This window comes from Pseudomonas sp. GW822-FHT02G04, from assembly GCF_058802085.1.
The window spans coordinates 153,224-170,487 of the sequence record NZ_JBXANU010000003.1 but is presented as its reverse complement, the minus strand read 5'-3'; the positions used below and the strand labels follow the sequence as shown (position 1 = coordinate 170,487).

Here is a 17,264-nt window from a genome sequence, read left to right as displayed (position 1 = left end):
GAAGGGACTCAGGCGGCGGTGGGCCGTGCTGAGCTGGTCAAACTTAAACGAGAACACAACTATGCTTTCCTCCCGTAAACCTTTTGCTTCGGTTTCCAAGCGTCATCTGCTGCTGGTCGCCGTCGGCTTCAGCACCGTACTGACCGGCTGCGCCACGTCGCCGACCTCCAAGGTCGCCTCGAGCACCAAGGTCGAGTACTACCCCAACTGCTACGAGCCGGTGCAGCACCTGCGTGCCACCGATTCGAACATGACCAAGTCGGTGGTTACCGGTGCGGCTGTCGGCGCTGTCGGCGGGGCACTGTTGGGCGCCCTGACCGATTCCGAGAACCGTGGCCGCAACGCCGCCATCGGTGCAGCGGGCGGTGCCCTGGCGGGCGGCGCGGTCGGTTACTACAACGAGCGTCAGAAGCAGATCGCCGATGACAACCAGCGCATCGCGTCCTACGCCTCCGACGTCAACAAAAGCGCCGCCGACATCGACCGCAGCACCGCGTACGCCAAGGCTTCGCAACAGTGCTACCAGAGCGCGTTCACCAAACTGGTCGCCGACCGCAAGGCCAAGACCGTCAACGACACCGAGGGCCGCAAGCGCCTGGCAGAAATCGTCGCCGGCCTCAAAGAGTCCAACGACCTGATCGTCGCGGTGAACGGTAAAGCCAGCGAAGACCTGAACAACTACACCCAGGCCTACGAAAAAGACCTGCAGCAAGTCGGCGTGCAGCGCACCGACGTGGTCACCGTGGCGACCGCCGAAACCACGCCGGTCGTGACCCCGACCAAGAGCAAGAAAGCGGTGAAACCGGCGAAAAAACCGGTACTGCCAACCGTGCCGAAAGAAGCGGTCACTACCGAGAAAACCCTGCAGACCGCACAAGCCAAACAGGCCGAAAGCAAGCAAGTCGCCAGCGCAGGCACCACTCAGGTCAACAGCATGTGCAAGAACCCGGACCTGGGCGACTGGGCACCGGTACCTTGCCCGAATGTTTGATTGAGTTTTTGTAGGGCTTTGAGCATTCCCACGCTTTGCGTGGGAATGCTCTGCACTGGCTACGCCTTGGCGCCATGCGCCGCCATCTCCTGCGCTTGCAAATGATCTAGCGCTCGCTTCACCAGCAACTGCGGGTTATCCGCCATTCCGCTCAATGCCAATTTACATCCCTGCCAGCCTCCATAGGGGATGCCGAGTTGGAGCAAGCGCAAACTACCCGGCACGCTTACAAGCGAACAAAAGAATGAATGTCGGACGCCGCCAGAAAGTACGTCAGAGTTTTCCGCGTTTCAGAATGTTGCGTCAGCAATGTGCGAAGGGCTTTCGATACTTTTGTAAGAAGTTTGAGGCGAACAGCATATGTATCTGGAGAGAAATGGATGAAATACAAGGTGCCATCATTTTGACGGCGCCTTGTATTGCTTATTGTCAGTCACTGCTATGTCCATAGATGACTGTAACTTTTCGGAAACCTCCTACATTTTTCATTTTTTATTTTTGTCATGCTGGTTTCCGCTTCAGAACGTGAATGTTCAGCGGTTATTGCCGGGTTTTATAAACCGCTCTGGCTCAATGGTTACGGGGGCGGTGCGTCGAGATGGGAGGGTTAAAACCGACGTCAGGGAATCCCCTGTCACATATAGGGAAACCTCCTACGAGCAACAGAGACGACGCTGTCTTGTTGTTAGATTGGATGCTTGCTAATGGCCATCATTGTGATTAGGATGCGCGCACTTTAAAGAGCGCGAACTCAATTGGATGAGACTCATCGCAGCTCTTTGATACTGTCCGGCGCCATTGCAACTGCAATAGTCGTATGACCGTTATCCTAATTAAAGGCCATGGATGTCCTACTCAAGCAAACTTTCCGCTCATTACCTTGAACTCGCAAAAGCCTCTGTTTCCCAAGAGAATTTCGCGGGCGAGGATGTTCGCTTTTCAAGCGAATACGAGGCATTGGAAAGCGAGCTGGCCAAAGCTCAGTCCATGCACGAAAGTGGTCAGATCGACTGGCTGAAAATCCGCGAAAACAGCGAAAACCTGCTGCGCACTCAATCCAAGGATTTGCGTGTCGGCGCCTGGCTGACCTGGGCGTTGTACCAGCGTGAATCTTTCCAGGGGCTGCTGGCCGGTCTCGGTTTGTTGCACCATCTTTGTGAAAACCATTGGGCCGAGGTTCACCCGAACAAGGCCCGCACCCGCTCCGCCGCCATCAGCTGGTTGGTGCCGCGTCTTGAACAGGTGCTGAACGAAAACGTTGCGATCAAAGAGCAGCTGCCGCTGTTCCGCCGGCTGGTCGAGCATCTGGAAGGCCTCGACGCTGCGTGCACCGAGCACTTGGGCGATGACGCGCCATTGCTGCTGCCGATCTCCCGCCGCTTGAAAAACATGGTTCAGCGCGCCGCCGACAACCAGCCGGAGCCCGGTGTGGTGGGCGCCGCAGTGGCTCAGGTCAAGCAGGCTGCGACTCAGCTGTTCACCCCCGGCGCGCCGATCGACAACGAGAAAGAAGCCCACAAGGCCCTGCGCGCCCAGCAGGAAAGCGCCCGTCCGTTGTGCGCCTGGTGGCTCAAGCAGAAAGCCACCGACCTGCGCGCCCTGCGCCTCAATCGTACGCTGCTGTGGCTGCCCATCGACGCGGTGCCCGAGCGCAATGCCGAACAGATCACCGTCCTGCGTGGTGTGCCGGCAGACAAACTCAAGTCTTATCAGGAGCGCTTCGACCAAGGGAAATACGCTGATCTGCTGGTAGAGCTGGAGGCGAGCCTGGCGAAGGCGCCGTTCTGGTTCGATGGTCAGCGCATGGTCTGGGAATGCCTTCAGGGGCTGAACGCCGAGATGGCAATGCGCGAAGTGGAAATCCACTTCGCACTTTTGGTTCAGCGCCTGCCCGGCATCATCGAGTTGCGCTTCCACGACGGCGCGCCGTTCGCCGACCCGGCCACCCGCGCCTGGATCAGTGCCCACGTCATGCCGCACCTGCAAAGCGCCAGTGCGCCGCGCAAGGTCGAAGTCGCCGATAGCCAGCCGGCCTGGGAACTGGCCCTGGAAGAAGTCATGCCGATTCTGCGCAAGGACGGCCTCAAGGCCGCCGTGCAGATCCTCAAGCAGGGCCTGCAAAGCGCCCACGGCGGGCGGGTTCGGTTCTTCTGGCAGTTCGCCCTCGCGCGGCTGTGCTTCATGGCCAAGAAATACGAACTGGCCAAGACCCAACTCGAAACCCTCGACCAAACATTACAGGACTCAGGCCTGCACGCCTGGGAGCCCGATCTTGCGCTGGAAGTGCTGCACCTGCTGCATAGCTGCTGCGAGTTGTTACCGCAGAACCATGCAGTGCGTGAACGCAAGGAAGAGATTTATCGCAGGCTGTGCCACCTCGATCTCGAAGTGGTACTCGAATAGGCCCCAGGGCCACAACCGCAAGGAGAAAAGCCATGGCCAAAGAAGGCTCGGTAGCCCCCAAGGAACGCATCAACGTCACTTTCAAACCCGCCACCGGCGGTGCTCAGGAAGAGATTGAACTGCCGCTGAAACTACTGGCAATCGGTGACTACACCCACCGCAAGGACGAACGCAAAGTCGAAGATCGCAAGCCGATCAGCATCGACAAGATGACCTTCGACGAAGTGCTGGCCAAGCAAGAGCTGACCCTGACCCTGAGCGTGCCGAACCGTCTGCAGGAAGATGGCGAAGCCGACGAGCTGGCCGTGCAACTGCGTGTCAACTCGATGAAGGACTTCAACCCGGCCTCGCTGGTCGAGCAAGTGCCCGAGCTGAAAAAACTGATGGAGCTGCGCGACGCGCTGGTGGCCCTCAAAGGCCCGCTGGGTAACGCGCCTGCGTTCCGCAAAGCCATCGAAGGCGTGCTCGCCGACGACGAATCCCGCGGTCGTGTACTGGGTGAGCTGGGCCTGAACGCCGCAGCCCCGGACGCCTGAGCCCCTATCAGCCAAGGAAGCCAACACAATGAGCACTAGCGCAGCACAGCAAAAGAGCAACGAGAACGGCGAATACAGCATTCTCGACAGCATCATCGCCGAAACCCGCCTGACCCCGGACGACGAAGCCTACGACATCGCCAAACGCGGTGTGTCGGCGTTCATCGAAGAGCTGCTCAAGCCGCAGAACAACGGTGAGCCGGTCAAGAAGGCCATGGTCGACCGCATGATCGCCGAGATCGATGCCAAGCTCAGCCGTCAGATGGACGAAATCCTGCACCACCCGGACTTCCAGTCCCTGGAATCGTCGTGGCGTGGCCTGCAGTTGCTGGTCGATCGCACCAACTTCCGCGAAAACATCAAGATCGAAATCCTAAACGTCTCCAAGGACGACTTGCTGGACGACTTCGAAGATTCGCCGGAAGTGATGCAGTCGGGCCTGTACAAGCACATCTACACCGCTGAATACGGTCAGTTCGGTGGTCAGCCGGTTGGCGCGATCATCGCCAACTACTACATGTCCCCAAGCTCGCCGGACGTGAAACTGATGCAGTACGTGTCCAGCGTAGCCTGCATGTCCCACGCGCCGTTCATCGCGGCTGCCGGCCCGAAATTCTTCGGCCTGGAAAGCTTCACCGGCCTGCCGGACCTGAAAGATCTGAAAGATCACTTCGAAGGCCCGCAATTCGCCAAATGGCAGAGCTTCCGTCAGTCGGAAGACTCCCGTTACGTTGGCCTGACCGTGCCGCGTTTCCTGCTGCGTAACCCGTACGACCCGGAAGAAAACCCGGTCAAGTCGTTCGTGTACAAAGAAACCGTCGCCAACAGCCACGAGCACTACCTGTGGGGCAACACGGCCTACGCGTTCGGCACCAAGCTGACCGACAGCTTCGCCAAATTCCGCTGGTGCCCGAACATCATCGGCCCACAGAGCGGTGGCGCGGTTGAAGACCTGCCGTTGCACCACTTCGAAAGCATGGGCGAAATCGAAACCAAGATTCCTACCGAGGTATTGGTTAGCGACCGTCGTGAATACGAACTGGCCGAGGAAGGTTTCATCTCCCTGACCATGCGCAAAGGCTCCGACAACGCGGCGTTCTTCTCCGCCAGCTCGGTGCAGAAGCCGAAGTTCTTCGGCATCAGCGCTGAAGGCAAGGCTGCAGAGCTGAACTACAAGCTCGGCACCCAACTGCCGTACATGATGATCGTCAACCGCCTGGCTCACTACTTGAAAGTGCTGCAGCGTGAGCAACTCGGTTCGTGGAAAGAACGTACCGACCTCGAGCTGGAGCTCAACAAGTGGATCCGCCAGTACGTGGCCGACCAGGAAAACCCGAGCGCCGAAGTCCGTGGCCGTCGTCCACTGCGCGCAGCCCAAATCATCGTCAGCGATGTTGAAGGCGAGCCGGGCTGGTACCGCGTCAGCCTGAACGTGCGCCCGCACTTCAAGTACATGGGTGCCGATTTCACCCTGTCGCTGGTTGGCAAGCTGGACAAAGAGTAAACGGAGCGACTCATGACTGGATACGGCAGCCTTTTCGAACGCCTGGGTGGCGACGCGGACAAACGCGTCGGCTGGAGCCGCGAGGTTTCCGCCATGGCGTCGGTGGCTGCCCATCTGGCCAAGATGCTCAGCACCCGTGCGGGCAGTGTGCAAACGCTGTCCGATTACGGGCTACCCGATCTCAATGACATGCGCCTGAGCCTGCACGACTCCCTGAGTCAGGCCCGCCTGGCCATCGAAAGCTTCATCGAAGCCTACGAACCGCGCCTGAGCAACGTGCGTGTCATCTCCCTGCCGCGTGACAACGATCAGCTTCGCCTGTCCTTCAGCATCGAAGGCCTGCTGGAAGTTGATGGTTTCAAGCGCCAGGTCAGTTTCGCCGCGCGCCTGGATGGCAGCGGTCAAGTAAAGGTCAACTAAGGAGATTCGAATGTCCGGCAAACCCGCAGCACGCGTATCCGACCCCACCGCTTGCCCGCTCCCCGGCCACGGCACCAACCCGATCGCCGCCGGCTCCGGCGACGTGTTCTTCGACAGCCTCGCGGCCGCCCGCCAAGGCGATGCCTCGGCGTGTGGTGGTGCGATGTCGGGCGGGTTGGCGACGACGGTTTTGATCAATGGGAAACCGGCCGCCACGGTGGATTCCGTCGGGACACATGGCAACAAGGTTACGGCCGGGTCCGGGACGGTGATTATCGGGAACTCGCATACGCCGGCGCCGTTTGTGCCGCCGTTGCCGGTGGAGATTCAGTGGCCGTTTAACGAGCACTTTGTGATCAATTGCCAAGACACCGGGAAGCCGTTGGCTGGCGTTGCGTACACGCTAAAAACCGCTTCAGGAAAGATCATCAACGGTATTACCAGTGCTGATGGAAAGACTCAGAAAATTTCTTCCGGTCAGGCTGAAGCTGTGGAGTTGGTGATTGAACAACAAACCGAAGTGATGATTGCGTAAGTATTGGATTGCTTTTTAGAAGTGAACTTTGGACTCTGGATTTTAAACTAAGGATTTTGAAATGACAGATACAGTGGTGGCATCTAGCTTGACTCCAGCGAGCAACAAAACTGGGCAGTCTACTACTGTGCGTCATTTTAAAGTGAGCGATATTCCTGCTGCGATGGATAAGATGAAATGGCCTGTGGCCGCGGCATTGATGCGTCACTGGTTTAAGGGTGAACCATGGAAGAATGCCAGTGGCGGGATGGAGAAAGAAGAAAAAGAGCGTACTAGACCAGTGCCTGATCAGTACATCGAAGAAAATATAGTCAAGATGGACTGGGTGCTTAAATTTAAGAAGCCTAGTGAAACGCGTCAAGTGTTAAAAGAGGCGTGGAATAACGAAAAAGCCATGCCTGAAATCCGCACAAAGATACTACGGGCATTCGGCAAGTCTGGGCCCGGTTGTTATCCAGTGAAGTTCAATGGTAAGGGGCGTGCAGCCGAGAAATTCGGCTATTTTAATTCGCGATCTGTTAATTTCAGTCAATTAGGTGGCGGTGAATTGGATGAGCTGCGTGGAGCATTGGCGAATTTCAACATGCGGGTTATCGCCGAAGGCGTTGTAAACGTCTTTGATAAGAAAGTCGTATTCGTCGCGGATCGCCTGGGTTACTACGTCGAAGATAACTATGATTTTAACGACGGTGACGATTTTGTCAGCCAACCTCTCGGATATTGGAATTTTGATGGTGTCGCCGGGGTTCTCGACGCTAACGCGCAAAACATGGCAATTGACCAAGAGACCGCTGGAATCGCGCGGTCATCTATATTCGGGATGAGTGAAGCATCAGAAAGACGGTTTGTGGAAGCAGCAAACAAACGATATTTCTTTATTCAGAACAAACATTTTGTGGAGTACAGAAAGCTTCACTCCAAGGGTGGGGACTTCAGGCTTTTTTCTGATATTTTTTACGAAAGTATTGCTCCTGTTTCTATTGAGCTGGTGAAAAACTAATGAGCTCAAAAAAAATAGCTTTATCACTATGTTTTTTGGTAATCGCGATCAGTATTTTTTCTGTTTCGCTGAATGGCGTGCTTGAGCGCAAGGCCAGTAGTTTTGTAGTTAGTGAATCAGGTAACTATCTAATTGAAAATGTGCCTGTTAGAGGTTTGCTCGTGCCATTCGATGATTTGGCGTACTTGCGAATTACCGACAAAAGAGATTCGAACACAGTGTTTCGATCTCCTTTGTATTCGCGCAGCACAGTGGATATGAGCTCCCACGAGGATGATGTGATTGTGGGAATTGTCTGGATCGATTTTTACAAGCGCGATCAGCATTTTGGTATCAGGGTTCCGGACTGGAAAACGCATTGGCTCAATAGTTTTATCAGCAATACCCCATATGAAATTGTTGGGGGTGATTGAGGTGAGGATCAGGGAGCTGGGAACGAAAAAGGGGACTGTCCCTAATATTCTACAAAGGGAAGTTTTTGCATGAGCGAAATTGAGGGGGTTTCGATGGGGCTGGTTGAGACCGATTGGTTTTTTATTTTAGCCAGTTTCTCTTTGCTCTTGGCATTGATCGGTCTGCGAAGCACAAGCCTCAACTCAAAGTTGTACCGAACTCTGACGTTTCTCATGTTGATGATCTTTCCAGCTATCGAAATATTAGGAGTGTATCTCCATATTTTGAGTGTGCCAGCAGCATGATAATCGCCGTACTCACATCGGCCATAAGCTCACCCGAATTCAACACCAGGCAGCTAATCCATGTCCTTTAACCACTACTACCAAAGCGAACTCACCGCACTTCGCCAGTTAGGTCGTCGTTTCGCCGAGCGTAGCCCGGCGTTGGCGCCTTTTCTCGGTCAGGCCGGGCGGGATCCGGATGTGGAGCGGTTGCTGGAGGGCTTTGCCTTTCTGACCGGTCGCTTGCGCCAGAAGCTCGACGACGAGTTGCCGGAACTCAGCCATTCCCTGATGCAGTTGCTGTGGCCGAACTACATGCGGCCGCTGCCGGCGTTCAGCATTTTGCAGTTCGACCCGTTGAAGCGTTCCGGGCCGGCGTTGATGGTCGAGCGTGATACGCCGGTGGAGAGTGTGCCGGTCGATGATGTGCGTTGCCGTTTCCGCACGTGCTACCCGACCGAAGTGTTGCCGCTGGATCTGGCTGCGCTGAATTACTCGGTGAAGGGCGACGGTTCGCTGTTGAGCTTGCGCCTGGAGATGAGCGCAGATGGTCACCTCGGCGAGCTGGAGCTGAGCCGTCTGCGTCTGCACTTCGCCGGTGAACGCTACATCAGCCAGATGCTTTACCTGAGCCTGTTGCGCAACCTCGAAGGCATTGAGCTGATCCCGCTGGACGGTGGCGGCAAGCCCATCAACGGCGTAAGCGGTCAACCGATGGCGTTCAAGATGCCTGGCGACCGCGTGCAGCCGGTGGGTTTTGCCGAAGAAGAAGCGTTGATCCCGTATCCGCTGAACACCTTCCGTGGCTATCGCTACCTGCAGGAATATTTCGCCTTCCAGGACAAATTCCTGTTCGTTGATATCAACGGTCTGGACCTGCTCAAGGCATTGCCGGAAGACACGCTTAAGCAGATGCGTGGCCTGGAATTGCGCTTCGATATTCGCAAGAGCGGCATCATGCGGATGCGTCCGACCCTGGACAACGTGAAGCTCTACTGCACGCCAATCGTCAACCTGTTCGAGCACGATGCACTGCCGATTCGCCTCGATGGCAAACAGGACGAATACCTGCTGTTGCCGGCCGAATACGACCTGGAAAACTGCGGTGTGTTCTCGGTGGAAACCGTGACTGGCTGGAAGCCCGGCGGCCTCGGTTATCAGGAATACGTGCCGTTCGAATCCTTCGAGCACGACCCGAGTTTCGACGTGCCCACCAGCCGTCCGCATTACAGCATCCGCCAGCGTTCGTCCTTGCTGCACGATGGCCTCGACACCTACCTGAGCTTCGGCATCCGCCACACCGAAGCCCATGAAACCCTGTCGATCGAGCTGATGTGCACCAACCAGAACCTGCCGCGCAAGCTCAAGCTCGGCGATATCTGCATGGCCTGTGAAGAGACGCCGGAGTTTTTGAGCTTCCGCAACATCACCCCGGCCACCTCGAGTTTCGCTCCGCCGCTGAACCGCGACTTCCTCTGGAAGCTGATCAGCAACATGTCGCTCAACTATCTGTCGCTGGCCGACGTCAACGCGTTGAAGGTGATTCTCGAAACCTACGACCTGCCGCGCTACTACGACCAACACGCGGAAAAAGTCAGCAAACGCCTGCTGGGCGGGCTCAAGTCGATCAAGCACCAGCATGTCGACAGATTGCACCGAGGGTTGCCGGTTCGCGGGTTGCGCACCGAGCTGACCATCGACCCGGAAGGGTATATCGGCGAGGGCGACCTGTTCGTGTTCGCTTCGGTTCTTAACGAGTTTTTCGCGCTTTACGCCAGTCTCAATTCGTACCACGAGCTGCGGGTAAAAAGCACACAGGGAGAGGTGTACCAATGGACACCACGTATGGGCCTGCAGCCCCTGCTTTAAGCGGGCTGACCCGGGTAATACGCGAGTACTCGCTGTTTCAGGCCGTGCTGCTGGTGATTGACCGGCTGCGCGATGCACACCCGTACCTGAGCGAAGACGACCTGTACAACCAGCTGGAATTCCAGGCCAACCCGAGCCTGGGTTTCCCTGGCAGCGACGTCGATCGCGTGGAGTTTTTCGAAGAGCACGGGCAGATGCGCGCGCGCCTGCGTTTCAACCTGATTGGCCTGGTCGGTTCCGGTTCGCCGTTGCCTGCGTTTTACGGCGAACAGGCCTTGGGCGACAGCGAAGACGGCAACCCGACCCGTAACTTCCTCGACCTGTTTCACCATCGCCTGCAACGGCTGATGCTGCCGATCTGGCAAAAGTATCGCTACCGCGCGAGTTTCCAGAGTGGCGCGCTCGACCCGTTTTCGGCGCAGCTGTTTGCTCTGATCGGCCTCGGCGGCGAAGAGATCCGCAAGGCCCAGGAACTGAACTGGAAACGCCTGCTGCCGTACCTCGGCCTGCTCAGCTTGCGGGCGCACTCGGCGGCTCTGATCGAAGCGGTGCTGCGCTACTACTTCAAGCACGCGGAGCTGACCATCGAGCAGTGCATCGAGCGCCGCGTCGAAATCCTCGACGAGCAGCGCAATCGCCTCGGTCGCGGCAACAGCATGCTCGGCGAAGACCTGGTGCTGGGCGAACACGTACGCGACCGCAGCGGCAAATTCCGCATTCACATCCGCGAGCTCGACTGGCAACGCTTCCACGAATTCCTGCCGATCGGTTTCGGCTACCAGCCGCTGTGCGCGCTGGTGCGGTTCACCCTGCGTGACCCGCTCGACTACGACATTCGCCTGGTGCTGCGCCAGGAAGAAATCCGCGAACTTCGCATCGGTGAGCAGAACGCCTGTCGCCTGGGGTGGACCAGTTGGCTCGGCCGCGAAAAAGCGGACGGCGTGGTGACCCTGGGCAGCAAAATTCATTAAGGACAGATGACACATGATCAACGTAGACCTGCAACAACTGATCCAGGCGCTGGACGCCGAAACCCGTCGTGATCTGGAAAGTTCTGCCGAACGCTGCGTCGCCCGTGGCGGCAGCAAGATCCTCGTCGAAGACTTGCTGCTGGGCCTGCTGGAGCGTCCGCAAGGTCTGCTCGCACGGGCGTTGCAGGATGCCGAAGTGGACGCCGGCGAGCTGAGCGCCGCGCTGCAATCGCGGGTCGAGCACAGCGCCTCGCGCAACCCGGTGTTCGCCCCGGAACTGGTGCAGTGGTTGCAAGATGCCTTGCTGGTGGCCAACCTTGAGCTGGGCCAGAGCCAGGTCGAGCAAGCCGCGTTGATCCTCGCGCTGCTGCGCAACCCGATGCGCTATGCCGGCAGCCGTTATCAGTCGTTGCTGGCCAAGCTGAACATCGAGCGCCTGAAAGAGTTCGCCCTGTCGCAGAAAGAACAACCGGCCACCGGCAAACCCGCCGTGCCCGGCGAATCGCTGCTGGACCGCTTCACCCACAACCTGACCCAACAGGCCCGCGACGGCAAACTCGACCCGGTGCTGTGCCGCGATGGCGCGATCCGTCAGATGGTCGACATTCTCGCTCGTCGCCGCAAAAACAATCCGATTGTGGTCGGTGAAGCTGGCGTCGGTAAAACCGCTATCGTCGAAGGCCTGGCCTCGCGCATCGCAGCCGGTGAAGTGCCGCAAGTCTTGAAAGGCGTTGAGCTGCTATCGCTGGACATGGGCCTGTTGCAGGCCGGCGCCAGCGTCAAAGGCGAGTTCGAACGGCGCCTCAAAGGCGTGATCGACGAAGTCAAAGCCTCGCCGAAGCCAATTATCCTGTTCATCGACGAAGCCCACACCCTGATCGGCGCGGGTGGCAACGCCGGCGGTTCCGACGCGGCCAACCTGCTCAAGCCAGCCCTGGCCCGTGGCGAGTTGCGCACCATCGCCGCCACCACATGGGCGGAGTACAAAAAATACTTCGAGAAAGACCCGGCCCTGGCCCGTCGTTTCCAGCCAGTGCAACTGCACGAACCGACCGTCAGCGAAGCGGTGACCATTCTGCGTGGCCTGGCTCAGGTTTACGAGAAGAGCCACGGCATCTACCTGCGCGATGACGCGGTGGTTGCCGCGGCCGAGTTGTCTGCCCGTTATCTCGCCGGTCGTCAGCTGCCGGATAAGGCCGTCGACGTGCTCGACACCGCCTGCACCCGGGTGCGCATCAGCCTCGCCGCCGCCCCGGAAAGCCTGGAGCGCCTGCGTGGCGAACTGGCTGAAGGTGGCCGTCAGCGTCAGGCCCTGCGTCGTGACGCCGAAGCCGGTCTGCTGATCGATCACGAAGCGCTGGACGCTCTGGAAAATCGCCTGACTGATGCCGAAGACGAAAAGGTCGCTCTGGAAACGCTGTGGACCGAGCAGAAAGAGCTGGCCGAGCGCCTGCTGGAGCTGCGTCAGCAACTGGCCAAGGCTCGCGAAGCCGCTGCTGTCGAACCGACCATCACGGTTGAAGAAGACGCCGAAGGCACCGTGATCGAAACGTTGCCGGTGGACGAAGCGCAAAGCGTTAAAACCCTGGAAACCGCGCTCAACGAAACTCACAAAGCTCTGACCGAGCTTCAGGTCAAAGAACGCCTGGTGAGCTTCGAAGTCTGCCCGCGTCTGGTCGCCGAAGTGATCAGCGCCTGGACCGGTGTGCCATTGGCGCAACTGGCCCGCGAACACAACGCCAAGGTCGCAAGCTTCGCCACCGACTTGCGCACGCGCATTCGGGGTCAGGAGCAAGCGGTTCATGCGCTGGACCGTTCGATGCGCGCCACTGCCGCAGGCCTGAACAAACCTGATGCGCCGGTCGGCGTGTTCCTGCTGGTCGGCCCGAGCGGCGTCGGCAAGACCGAAACCGCCCTGACCCTCGCTGATTTGTTGTACGGCGGTGATCGTTTCATCACCACCATCAACATGTCCGAGTTCCAGGAGAAGCACACCGTGTCGCGTCTGATCGGTGCGCCGCCGGGCTACGTCGGTTACGGCGAGGGCGGCATGCTCACCGAAGCCGTGCGGCAGAAACCGTACTCGGTGGTGCTGCTCGATGAAGTCGAAAAGGCCGACCCGGACGTGCTCAACCTGTTCTATCAAATCTTCGACAAAGGCGTGGCCAACGACGGGGAAGGGCGCGAGATCGATTTTCGCAACACGCTGATCCTGATGACCTCGAACCTGGGCAGCGACCGCATCAGCGAACTCTGCGAAGACGGCGCGCGGCCGACCGCCGAAGTCCTCGAAGAAACCATTCGCCCGGTGCTCAGCAAACACTTCAAACCGGCGTTGCTGGCGCGCATGCGCGTGGTGCCTTACTACCCGGTGGCCGGCCCGGTGCTGCGCGAGCTGATCGAAATCAAACTCGGTCGTCTGGGCGAGCGCCTGAACCGTCGTCAGCTGGATTTCACCTACTCGCAAGACCTCGTCGATCACCTGGCCGAGCGCTGCACCCAAAGCGACAGCGGTGCGCGCCTGATCGACCACTTGCTCGACCTGCATGTGCTGCCGCTGGTGGCCGACCGTTTGCTCGATGCGATGGCCACCGGTGAAAGCCTCAAGCGCGTGCATGCGACGCTCGACGGCAACGCCAGCGTGACGTGCGAGTTCGCCTGAGGTGGGTGTGATGTTCACTCAAGTGCCGCAACCGCTGCTCTATGCCGAAGCCTTGCTGGCGCAGTTCGCCAGCCTGTCGCGGGCAGCGGACAGCACGGTGCTGCTGGGTGACTTCGTGCGCGGCCTGGCCGAACTCAGCGGTTGCGAGCTGACGCAGTTGTACCTGCTGGACGCGACTCACACCTGCCTGGGGATGAACGCCGAGTGCCTGAACGGCGTTCTGCAACCCCGGGAAGGGGCCAGCCTGCCGGCGGATTACAACGGTGAACAACTGCTGCAATTCGCCCTGTGCCAGAACCGCGTGGTGTGCCTCAGCGAGCTGAGTGGCAGCCTGCACGAAACCAGTTTCCTGCCGCCCCAGGCCACGCCTTGGCAGTCGCTGCTGTGCGTGCCGCTGGTCAATCAGCAGAAGGCTGTCGAAGGTTTGCTGCTGTGCGCCAGTCGGCGGGTAATCGACCTGCAAGGCTTTGCCGATTCCCTCGGTCAACTGGGCTCGTTCGTGCTCGGTCAACTGCACTTGCTGCAGCGTTTGCGTCAGCCGACCGGTGATACACGCCCGGCGCCGCTCAACGTCCCGAGCGCCAGCGGTTATGGCCTGATCGGTAAGAGCGCAGCGATGCGCCAGACCTATTCGCTGATCAGCAAAGTCTTGCACAGCCCGTACACCGTGCTGCTGCGCGGCGAGACCGGCACCGGCAAGGAAGTGGTCGCGCGGGCGATTCACGACTGCGGCCCGCGCCGGTCCCAGGCGTTCATCGTGCAGAACTGCGCGGCGTTCCCCGAGAACCTGCTGGAAAGCGAGCTGTTCGGCTACCGCAAAGGCGCCTTCACCGGTGCCGATCGTGACCGTGCCGGGCTGTTCGACGCGGCCAACGGCGGCACCTTGTTGCTCGATGAAATCGGCGACATGCCGCTGTCGCTGCAAGCCAAGTTACTGCGGGTATTGCAGGAAGGCGAGATCCGTCCGCTGGGTTCCAACGACACCCACAAGATCGACGTGCGGATCATTGCCGCGACGCACCGCGATTTGTCGGTGCTGGTCAGTGAAGGCAAGTTCCGCGAGGACTTGTACTACCGCCTCGCGCAATTCCCGATCGAGCTGCCGGCGCTGCGTCAGCGCGAAGGCGACATCCTCGACCTGGCGCGGCACTTCGCCGACAAGGCTTGCGCGTTTCTGCAGCGCGATGCGGTGCGTTGGTCCGACGCGGCGCTGGATCACCTGTCCGGTTATGCCTTCCCCGGCAACGTTCGCGAACTCAAGGGTTTGGTCGAGCGCGCAGTGCTGCTGTGCGAGGGCGGCGAGTTGCTGGCCGAACATTTCTCCCTGCGCATGGAAGCCATGCCGGAAGACAGCAGCCTGAACCTGCGCGAACGCCTGGAGCAGGTCGAACGCAGTCTGCTGCTCGATTGCCTGCGCAAGAACGACGGCAACCAGACCCTCGCCGCCCGCGAACTCGGGCTGCCACGGCGCACGCTGCTGTACCGCCTCGGGCGGCTGAATATCAATTTGGGTGACTTCGATGGCTGATCTCGATTTCTGCCACCCGATCACCTTGGTTGGAATGCCAACTGTGGCCAGTGAATTCCCTGTGGCGAGGGAGCTTGCTCCCGCTGGGCAGCGAAGCAGCCCCCAAACCATGCGCCGCGGTGCTTCAGTCAGACCGCATCTGCTGATTTACGACTGCTGCGCAGCCGAGCGGGAGCAAGCTCCCTCGCCACAGAGGCCGGCTTCAATGCCGCTGGCTAGAACACTCGAACCTACCTCATTTGCTTCTAACAGCGCCACCCGAAAGGGTCGGCGCTTTGTGCTTTGTCTACCTCTGGAGACCCTCTGATGCCTGTTCGTCACTGGCAAGCCGTCCTGCTGACCCTCGTCGTTCTATGCGGCCTCGGCGGCTGTAGCGGCAATTACAAATACAACGACAACACCTATCGCCCATTGGGTGATCCGCAGGCGGTCAATCGCGGCAAGTGACCGCAAGGAGCATCATCATGGAACTGGTTTTCGAAATGCTGAACACCAAGCAATTCGTGCCCACAGATTTGTGCCAGAAGACCTTCAAACAGGCTGGTGGCGTGATCGGTCGGGGCGAGGATTGCGACTGGATCATCCCCGACCGCAAGCGTCACCTGTCCAACCACCACGCGGTGATCAGCTACCGCGAAGGCACGTTTTTCCTGACCGATACCAGCAGCAACGGTATCCAGGACAGCGAAAGTGGCGCGCGCCTGCGCAAGGGTGAGCCGATGCGCATCGAGCACGGCAGCGTGTATGTGCTGGGTGACTTCGAGATCCGCGCGCGACTGGTGCGCGACCCGGCCACGTTCGACGTCGAAGTCGGCCGTCCGCAGGCCGCGGGCAGCATCATCCCGGACGACGCGTTCCTCGACCTCGACCCGCTCAATGCCCTCGACCAGCAAGAGCGCGTGTACTCGGAAATCGACGAACTGATCTCCCCGAGCACGGTGATCGAGGACACTCGTCAGCGGGCCGACTACGCGCGCATCGACATGGAAAGCCTGATGGTGCCGGAGCTGATCGCCGCCCCGGCAGAACCTGCGCCAGCCCCGCCGCCGAAAGCGGTGGAGCGTCAGAGCGAAGGTTTCTGGGAGCACTTTGGTGCAGTGTTGGGCGTGGACCTCAAAGGCCTCGACCACGATGCCCGCGAAGCCCTGGCCCTGAACGCCGCGCGCTTGCTCAAGCAGAGCGTCGGCGGTTTGCAGCAGAGCCTGCGCACCCGCAGCGAGCTGAAAAACGAACTGCGCCTGGCCCAGACCACCGTGCAAGGCACCCAAAAGAACCCGTTGAAATTCGCCGTCGATGCCGGTGAAGCGCTGGGCATTCTGTTGCAGGGCAACAAGCCGGGCCAATTGCCGGCCGAGCAAGCGATCTCCCGTGCGTTCCGCGATTTGCAGGCGCATCAGGTGGCCTTGCTGACCGCCAGCCGCGCCGCCGTTCGCGGCACTCTTGAGCACTTCTCGCCACAACAGCTGACCCTGCGTTTCGAGCGCGACAACAAGCCGTTGCTCGCCACCTCCGGCAGTCGCTGGAGAGCTTATGGGCGTTATCACCAGGCCCTGCGTCAGGACGATGACTGGAGCGAGCGCCTGCTGGCCCGTGACTTCGCCCAGGCCTACGAAGAACAGATCCGCCTGATTTCCACCCTTCACACCGACCACCAAGGATGATGCGCATGTCTCGCTGTTCCACCGTTTTTTTCAAGATGCTGACTGCGTTCGCTGCTTTGGTGCTGCTGGCCGGTTGCTCGTCGCTGTCGCCGTATTCCACCGTGACCAAACTCAACCTGAAGCTGACCGCCAGCGATCAATTGAACCCGGACCTCAACGGTCGTCCATCGCCGATCGTCGTGCGCCTGTTCGAGCTCAAGCACCCGGTGGCCTTCGAGAACGCTGATTTCTTCAGCCTCTACGAACGCGCCAAGGAATCCCTGGCCCCGGACCTGGTGGCCAGCGAAGAACTGGAACTGCGCCCAGGCGAAACCGTCGAGCTCAAGCTCAGCGTGGAAGAGGGCAGCCGTTACGTTGGCGTGCTCGCCGCCTACCGCGACCTGCCGGAAACCAAGTGGCGCTACACCGTGCAAATCACTCCGGTGCAAGTCACCGCGGCTGACCTGACCCTCGATCAGGCCGGCATCCGCAACACCCATGAAACGCTCGCCAAGGCGGATGACTGAA

General features: G+C 59.3%; 16 protein-coding genes. All 16 read left to right on the top strand.

Features of this window, described 5'->3' with window-relative positions:
• The first annotated feature begins 61 nt into the window (after positions 1-61).
• The 16 genes from tagQ (at position 62) to tssJ (ending at position 17,263) form a co-directional block, all read left to right on the top strand.
• On the top strand, positions 62-991 hold the full coding sequence (tagQ, locus tag AC1RO5_RS05610; RefSeq protein WP_493173439.1) for a type VI secretion system-associated lipoprotein TagQ: 930 nt from the start codon (positions 62-64) through the stop codon (positions 989-991).
• Positions 992-1,837: 846 nt separating this feature from the next.
• Positions 1,838-3,394, top strand: a complete 1,557-nt coding sequence (tssA, locus tag AC1RO5_RS05605; protein WP_493173437.1) for a type VI secretion system protein TssA — start codon at positions 1,838-1,840, stop codon at positions 3,392-3,394.
• A gap of 32 nt (positions 3,395-3,426) precedes the next feature.
• The gene (tssB, locus tag AC1RO5_RS05600; protein WP_493173435.1) at positions 3,427-3,930 is read left to right on the top strand and encodes a type VI secretion system contractile sheath small subunit; all 504 of its coding nucleotides are present in this window, start codon (positions 3,427-3,429) and stop codon (positions 3,928-3,930) included.
• Positions 3,931-3,958: 28 nt separating this feature from the next.
• Positions 3,959-5,434, top strand: coding sequence for a type VI secretion system contractile sheath large subunit (gene tssC, locus AC1RO5_RS05595; RefSeq protein WP_019580436.1), 1,476 nt, complete (start codon positions 3,959-3,961; stop codon positions 5,432-5,434).
• A gap of 12 nt (positions 5,435-5,446) precedes the next feature.
• A complete protein-coding gene (tssE, locus tag AC1RO5_RS05590) occupies positions 5,447-5,854 on the top strand; it encodes a type VI secretion system baseplate subunit TssE (protein ID WP_007934529.1) in 408 nt (135 codons plus the stop codon).
• A gap of 10 nt (positions 5,855-5,864) precedes the next feature.
• The gene (locus tag AC1RO5_RS05585; RefSeq protein WP_493173432.1) at positions 5,865-6,389 is read left to right on the top strand and encodes a PAAR domain-containing protein; all 525 of its coding nucleotides are present in this window, start codon (positions 5,865-5,867) and stop codon (positions 6,387-6,389) included.
• 61 nt (positions 6,390-6,450) lie between these two features.
• A complete protein-coding gene (locus AC1RO5_RS05580) occupies positions 6,451-7,389 on the top strand; it encodes a DUF6402 family protein (RefSeq protein WP_493173430.1) in 939 nt (312 codons plus the stop codon).
• Positions 7,389-7,802, top strand: a complete 414-nt coding sequence (locus AC1RO5_RS05575) for a hypothetical protein (protein WP_493173428.1) — start codon at positions 7,389-7,391, stop codon at positions 7,800-7,802. The genes AC1RO5_RS05580 and AC1RO5_RS05575 overlap by 1 nt, the downstream gene beginning before the upstream one ends.
• Before the next feature lie 69 nt (positions 7,803-7,871).
• Positions 7,872-8,087: a hypothetical protein gene (locus AC1RO5_RS05570; protein WP_493173426.1), complete on the top strand. Its 216-nt coding sequence runs from the start codon at positions 7,872-7,874 to the stop codon at positions 8,085-8,087.
• 60 nt (positions 8,088-8,147) lie between these two features.
• Positions 8,148-9,935: a type VI secretion system baseplate subunit TssF gene (tssF, locus tag AC1RO5_RS05565; protein WP_493173424.1), complete on the top strand. Its 1,788-nt coding sequence runs from the start codon at positions 8,148-8,150 to the stop codon at positions 9,933-9,935.
• Positions 9,899-10,906 carry a type VI secretion system baseplate subunit TssG gene (gene tssG / locus AC1RO5_RS05560; protein WP_493173422.1) on the top strand — a complete coding sequence of 336 codons (1,008 nt, stop codon included), beginning with the start codon at positions 9,899-9,901 and terminating at the stop codon, positions 10,904-10,906. The genes tssF and tssG overlap by 37 nt, the downstream gene beginning before the upstream one ends.
• 13 nt (positions 10,907-10,919) lie before the next feature.
• Complete coding sequence (gene tssH / locus AC1RO5_RS05555; protein ID WP_493173420.1) at positions 10,920-13,568, top strand: type VI secretion system ATPase TssH; 2,649 nt, start codon at positions 10,920-10,922, stop codon at positions 13,566-13,568.
• Positions 13,569-13,578: 10 nt separating this feature from the next.
• Entirely contained in the window at positions 13,579-15,096 is a 1,518-nt protein-coding gene (locus AC1RO5_RS05550; RefSeq protein ID WP_493173418.1) for a sigma-54 interaction domain-containing protein, read from the top strand.
• A gap of 306 nt (positions 15,097-15,402) precedes the next feature.
• The gene (locus tag AC1RO5_RS05545) at positions 15,403-15,543 is read left to right on the top strand and encodes a hypothetical protein (protein ID WP_007894589.1); all 141 of its coding nucleotides are present in this window, start codon (positions 15,403-15,405) and stop codon (positions 15,541-15,543) included.
• 17 nt (positions 15,544-15,560) lie between these two features.
• Entirely contained in the window at positions 15,561-16,757 is a 1,197-nt protein-coding gene (tagH, locus tag AC1RO5_RS05540) for a type VI secretion system-associated FHA domain protein TagH (RefSeq protein WP_493173416.1), read from the top strand.
• 5 nt (positions 16,758-16,762) lie between these two features.
• Entirely contained in the window at positions 16,763-17,263 is a 501-nt protein-coding gene (gene tssJ, locus AC1RO5_RS05535) for a type VI secretion system lipoprotein TssJ (protein WP_493173414.1), read from the top strand.
• Position 17,264: the final 1 nt, after the last annotated feature.

What these genes read in the sequence shown, in the direction of transcription:
- tagQ (WP_493173439.1), top strand. Translation starts at nt 62, where the DNA reads ATGCTTTCCTCCCGTAAACCTTTTGCTTCGGTTTCCAAGCGTCATCTG.
- tssA (WP_493173437.1), top strand. Translation starts at nt 1,838, where the DNA reads ATGTCCTACTCAAGCAAACTTTCCGCTCATTACCTTGAACTCGCAAAA.
- tssB (WP_493173435.1), top strand. Translation starts at nt 3,427, where the DNA reads ATGGCCAAAGAAGGCTCGGTAGCCCCCAAGGAACGCATCAACGTCACT.
- tssC (WP_019580436.1), top strand. Translation starts at nt 3,959, where the DNA reads ATGAGCACTAGCGCAGCACAGCAAAAGAGCAACGAGAACGGCGAATAC.
- tssE (WP_007934529.1), top strand. Translation starts at nt 5,447, where the DNA reads ATGACTGGATACGGCAGCCTTTTCGAACGCCTGGGTGGCGACGCGGAC.
- AC1RO5_RS05585 (WP_493173432.1), top strand. Translation starts at nt 5,865, where the DNA reads ATGTCCGGCAAACCCGCAGCACGCGTATCCGACCCCACCGCTTGCCCG.
- AC1RO5_RS05580 (WP_493173430.1), top strand. Translation starts at nt 6,451, where the DNA reads ATGACAGATACAGTGGTGGCATCTAGCTTGACTCCAGCGAGCAACAAA.
- AC1RO5_RS05575 (WP_493173428.1), top strand. Translation starts at nt 7,389, where the DNA reads ATGAGCTCAAAAAAAATAGCTTTATCACTATGTTTTTTGGTAATCGCG.
- AC1RO5_RS05570 (WP_493173426.1), top strand. Translation starts at nt 7,872, where the DNA reads ATGAGCGAAATTGAGGGGGTTTCGATGGGGCTGGTTGAGACCGATTGG.
- tssF (WP_493173424.1), top strand. Translation starts at nt 8,148, where the DNA reads ATGTCCTTTAACCACTACTACCAAAGCGAACTCACCGCACTTCGCCAG.
- tssG (WP_493173422.1), top strand. Translation starts at nt 9,899, where the DNA reads ATGGACACCACGTATGGGCCTGCAGCCCCTGCTTTAAGCGGGCTGACC.
- tssH (WP_493173420.1), top strand. Translation starts at nt 10,920, where the DNA reads ATGATCAACGTAGACCTGCAACAACTGATCCAGGCGCTGGACGCCGAA.
- AC1RO5_RS05550 (WP_493173418.1), top strand. Translation starts at nt 13,579, where the DNA reads ATGTTCACTCAAGTGCCGCAACCGCTGCTCTATGCCGAAGCCTTGCTG.
- AC1RO5_RS05545 (WP_007894589.1), top strand. Translation starts at nt 15,403, where the DNA reads ATGCCTGTTCGTCACTGGCAAGCCGTCCTGCTGACCCTCGTCGTTCTA.
- tagH (WP_493173416.1), top strand. Translation starts at nt 15,561, where the DNA reads ATGGAACTGGTTTTCGAAATGCTGAACACCAAGCAATTCGTGCCCACA.
- tssJ (WP_493173414.1), top strand. Translation starts at nt 16,763, where the DNA reads ATGTCTCGCTGTTCCACCGTTTTTTTCAAGATGCTGACTGCGTTCGCT.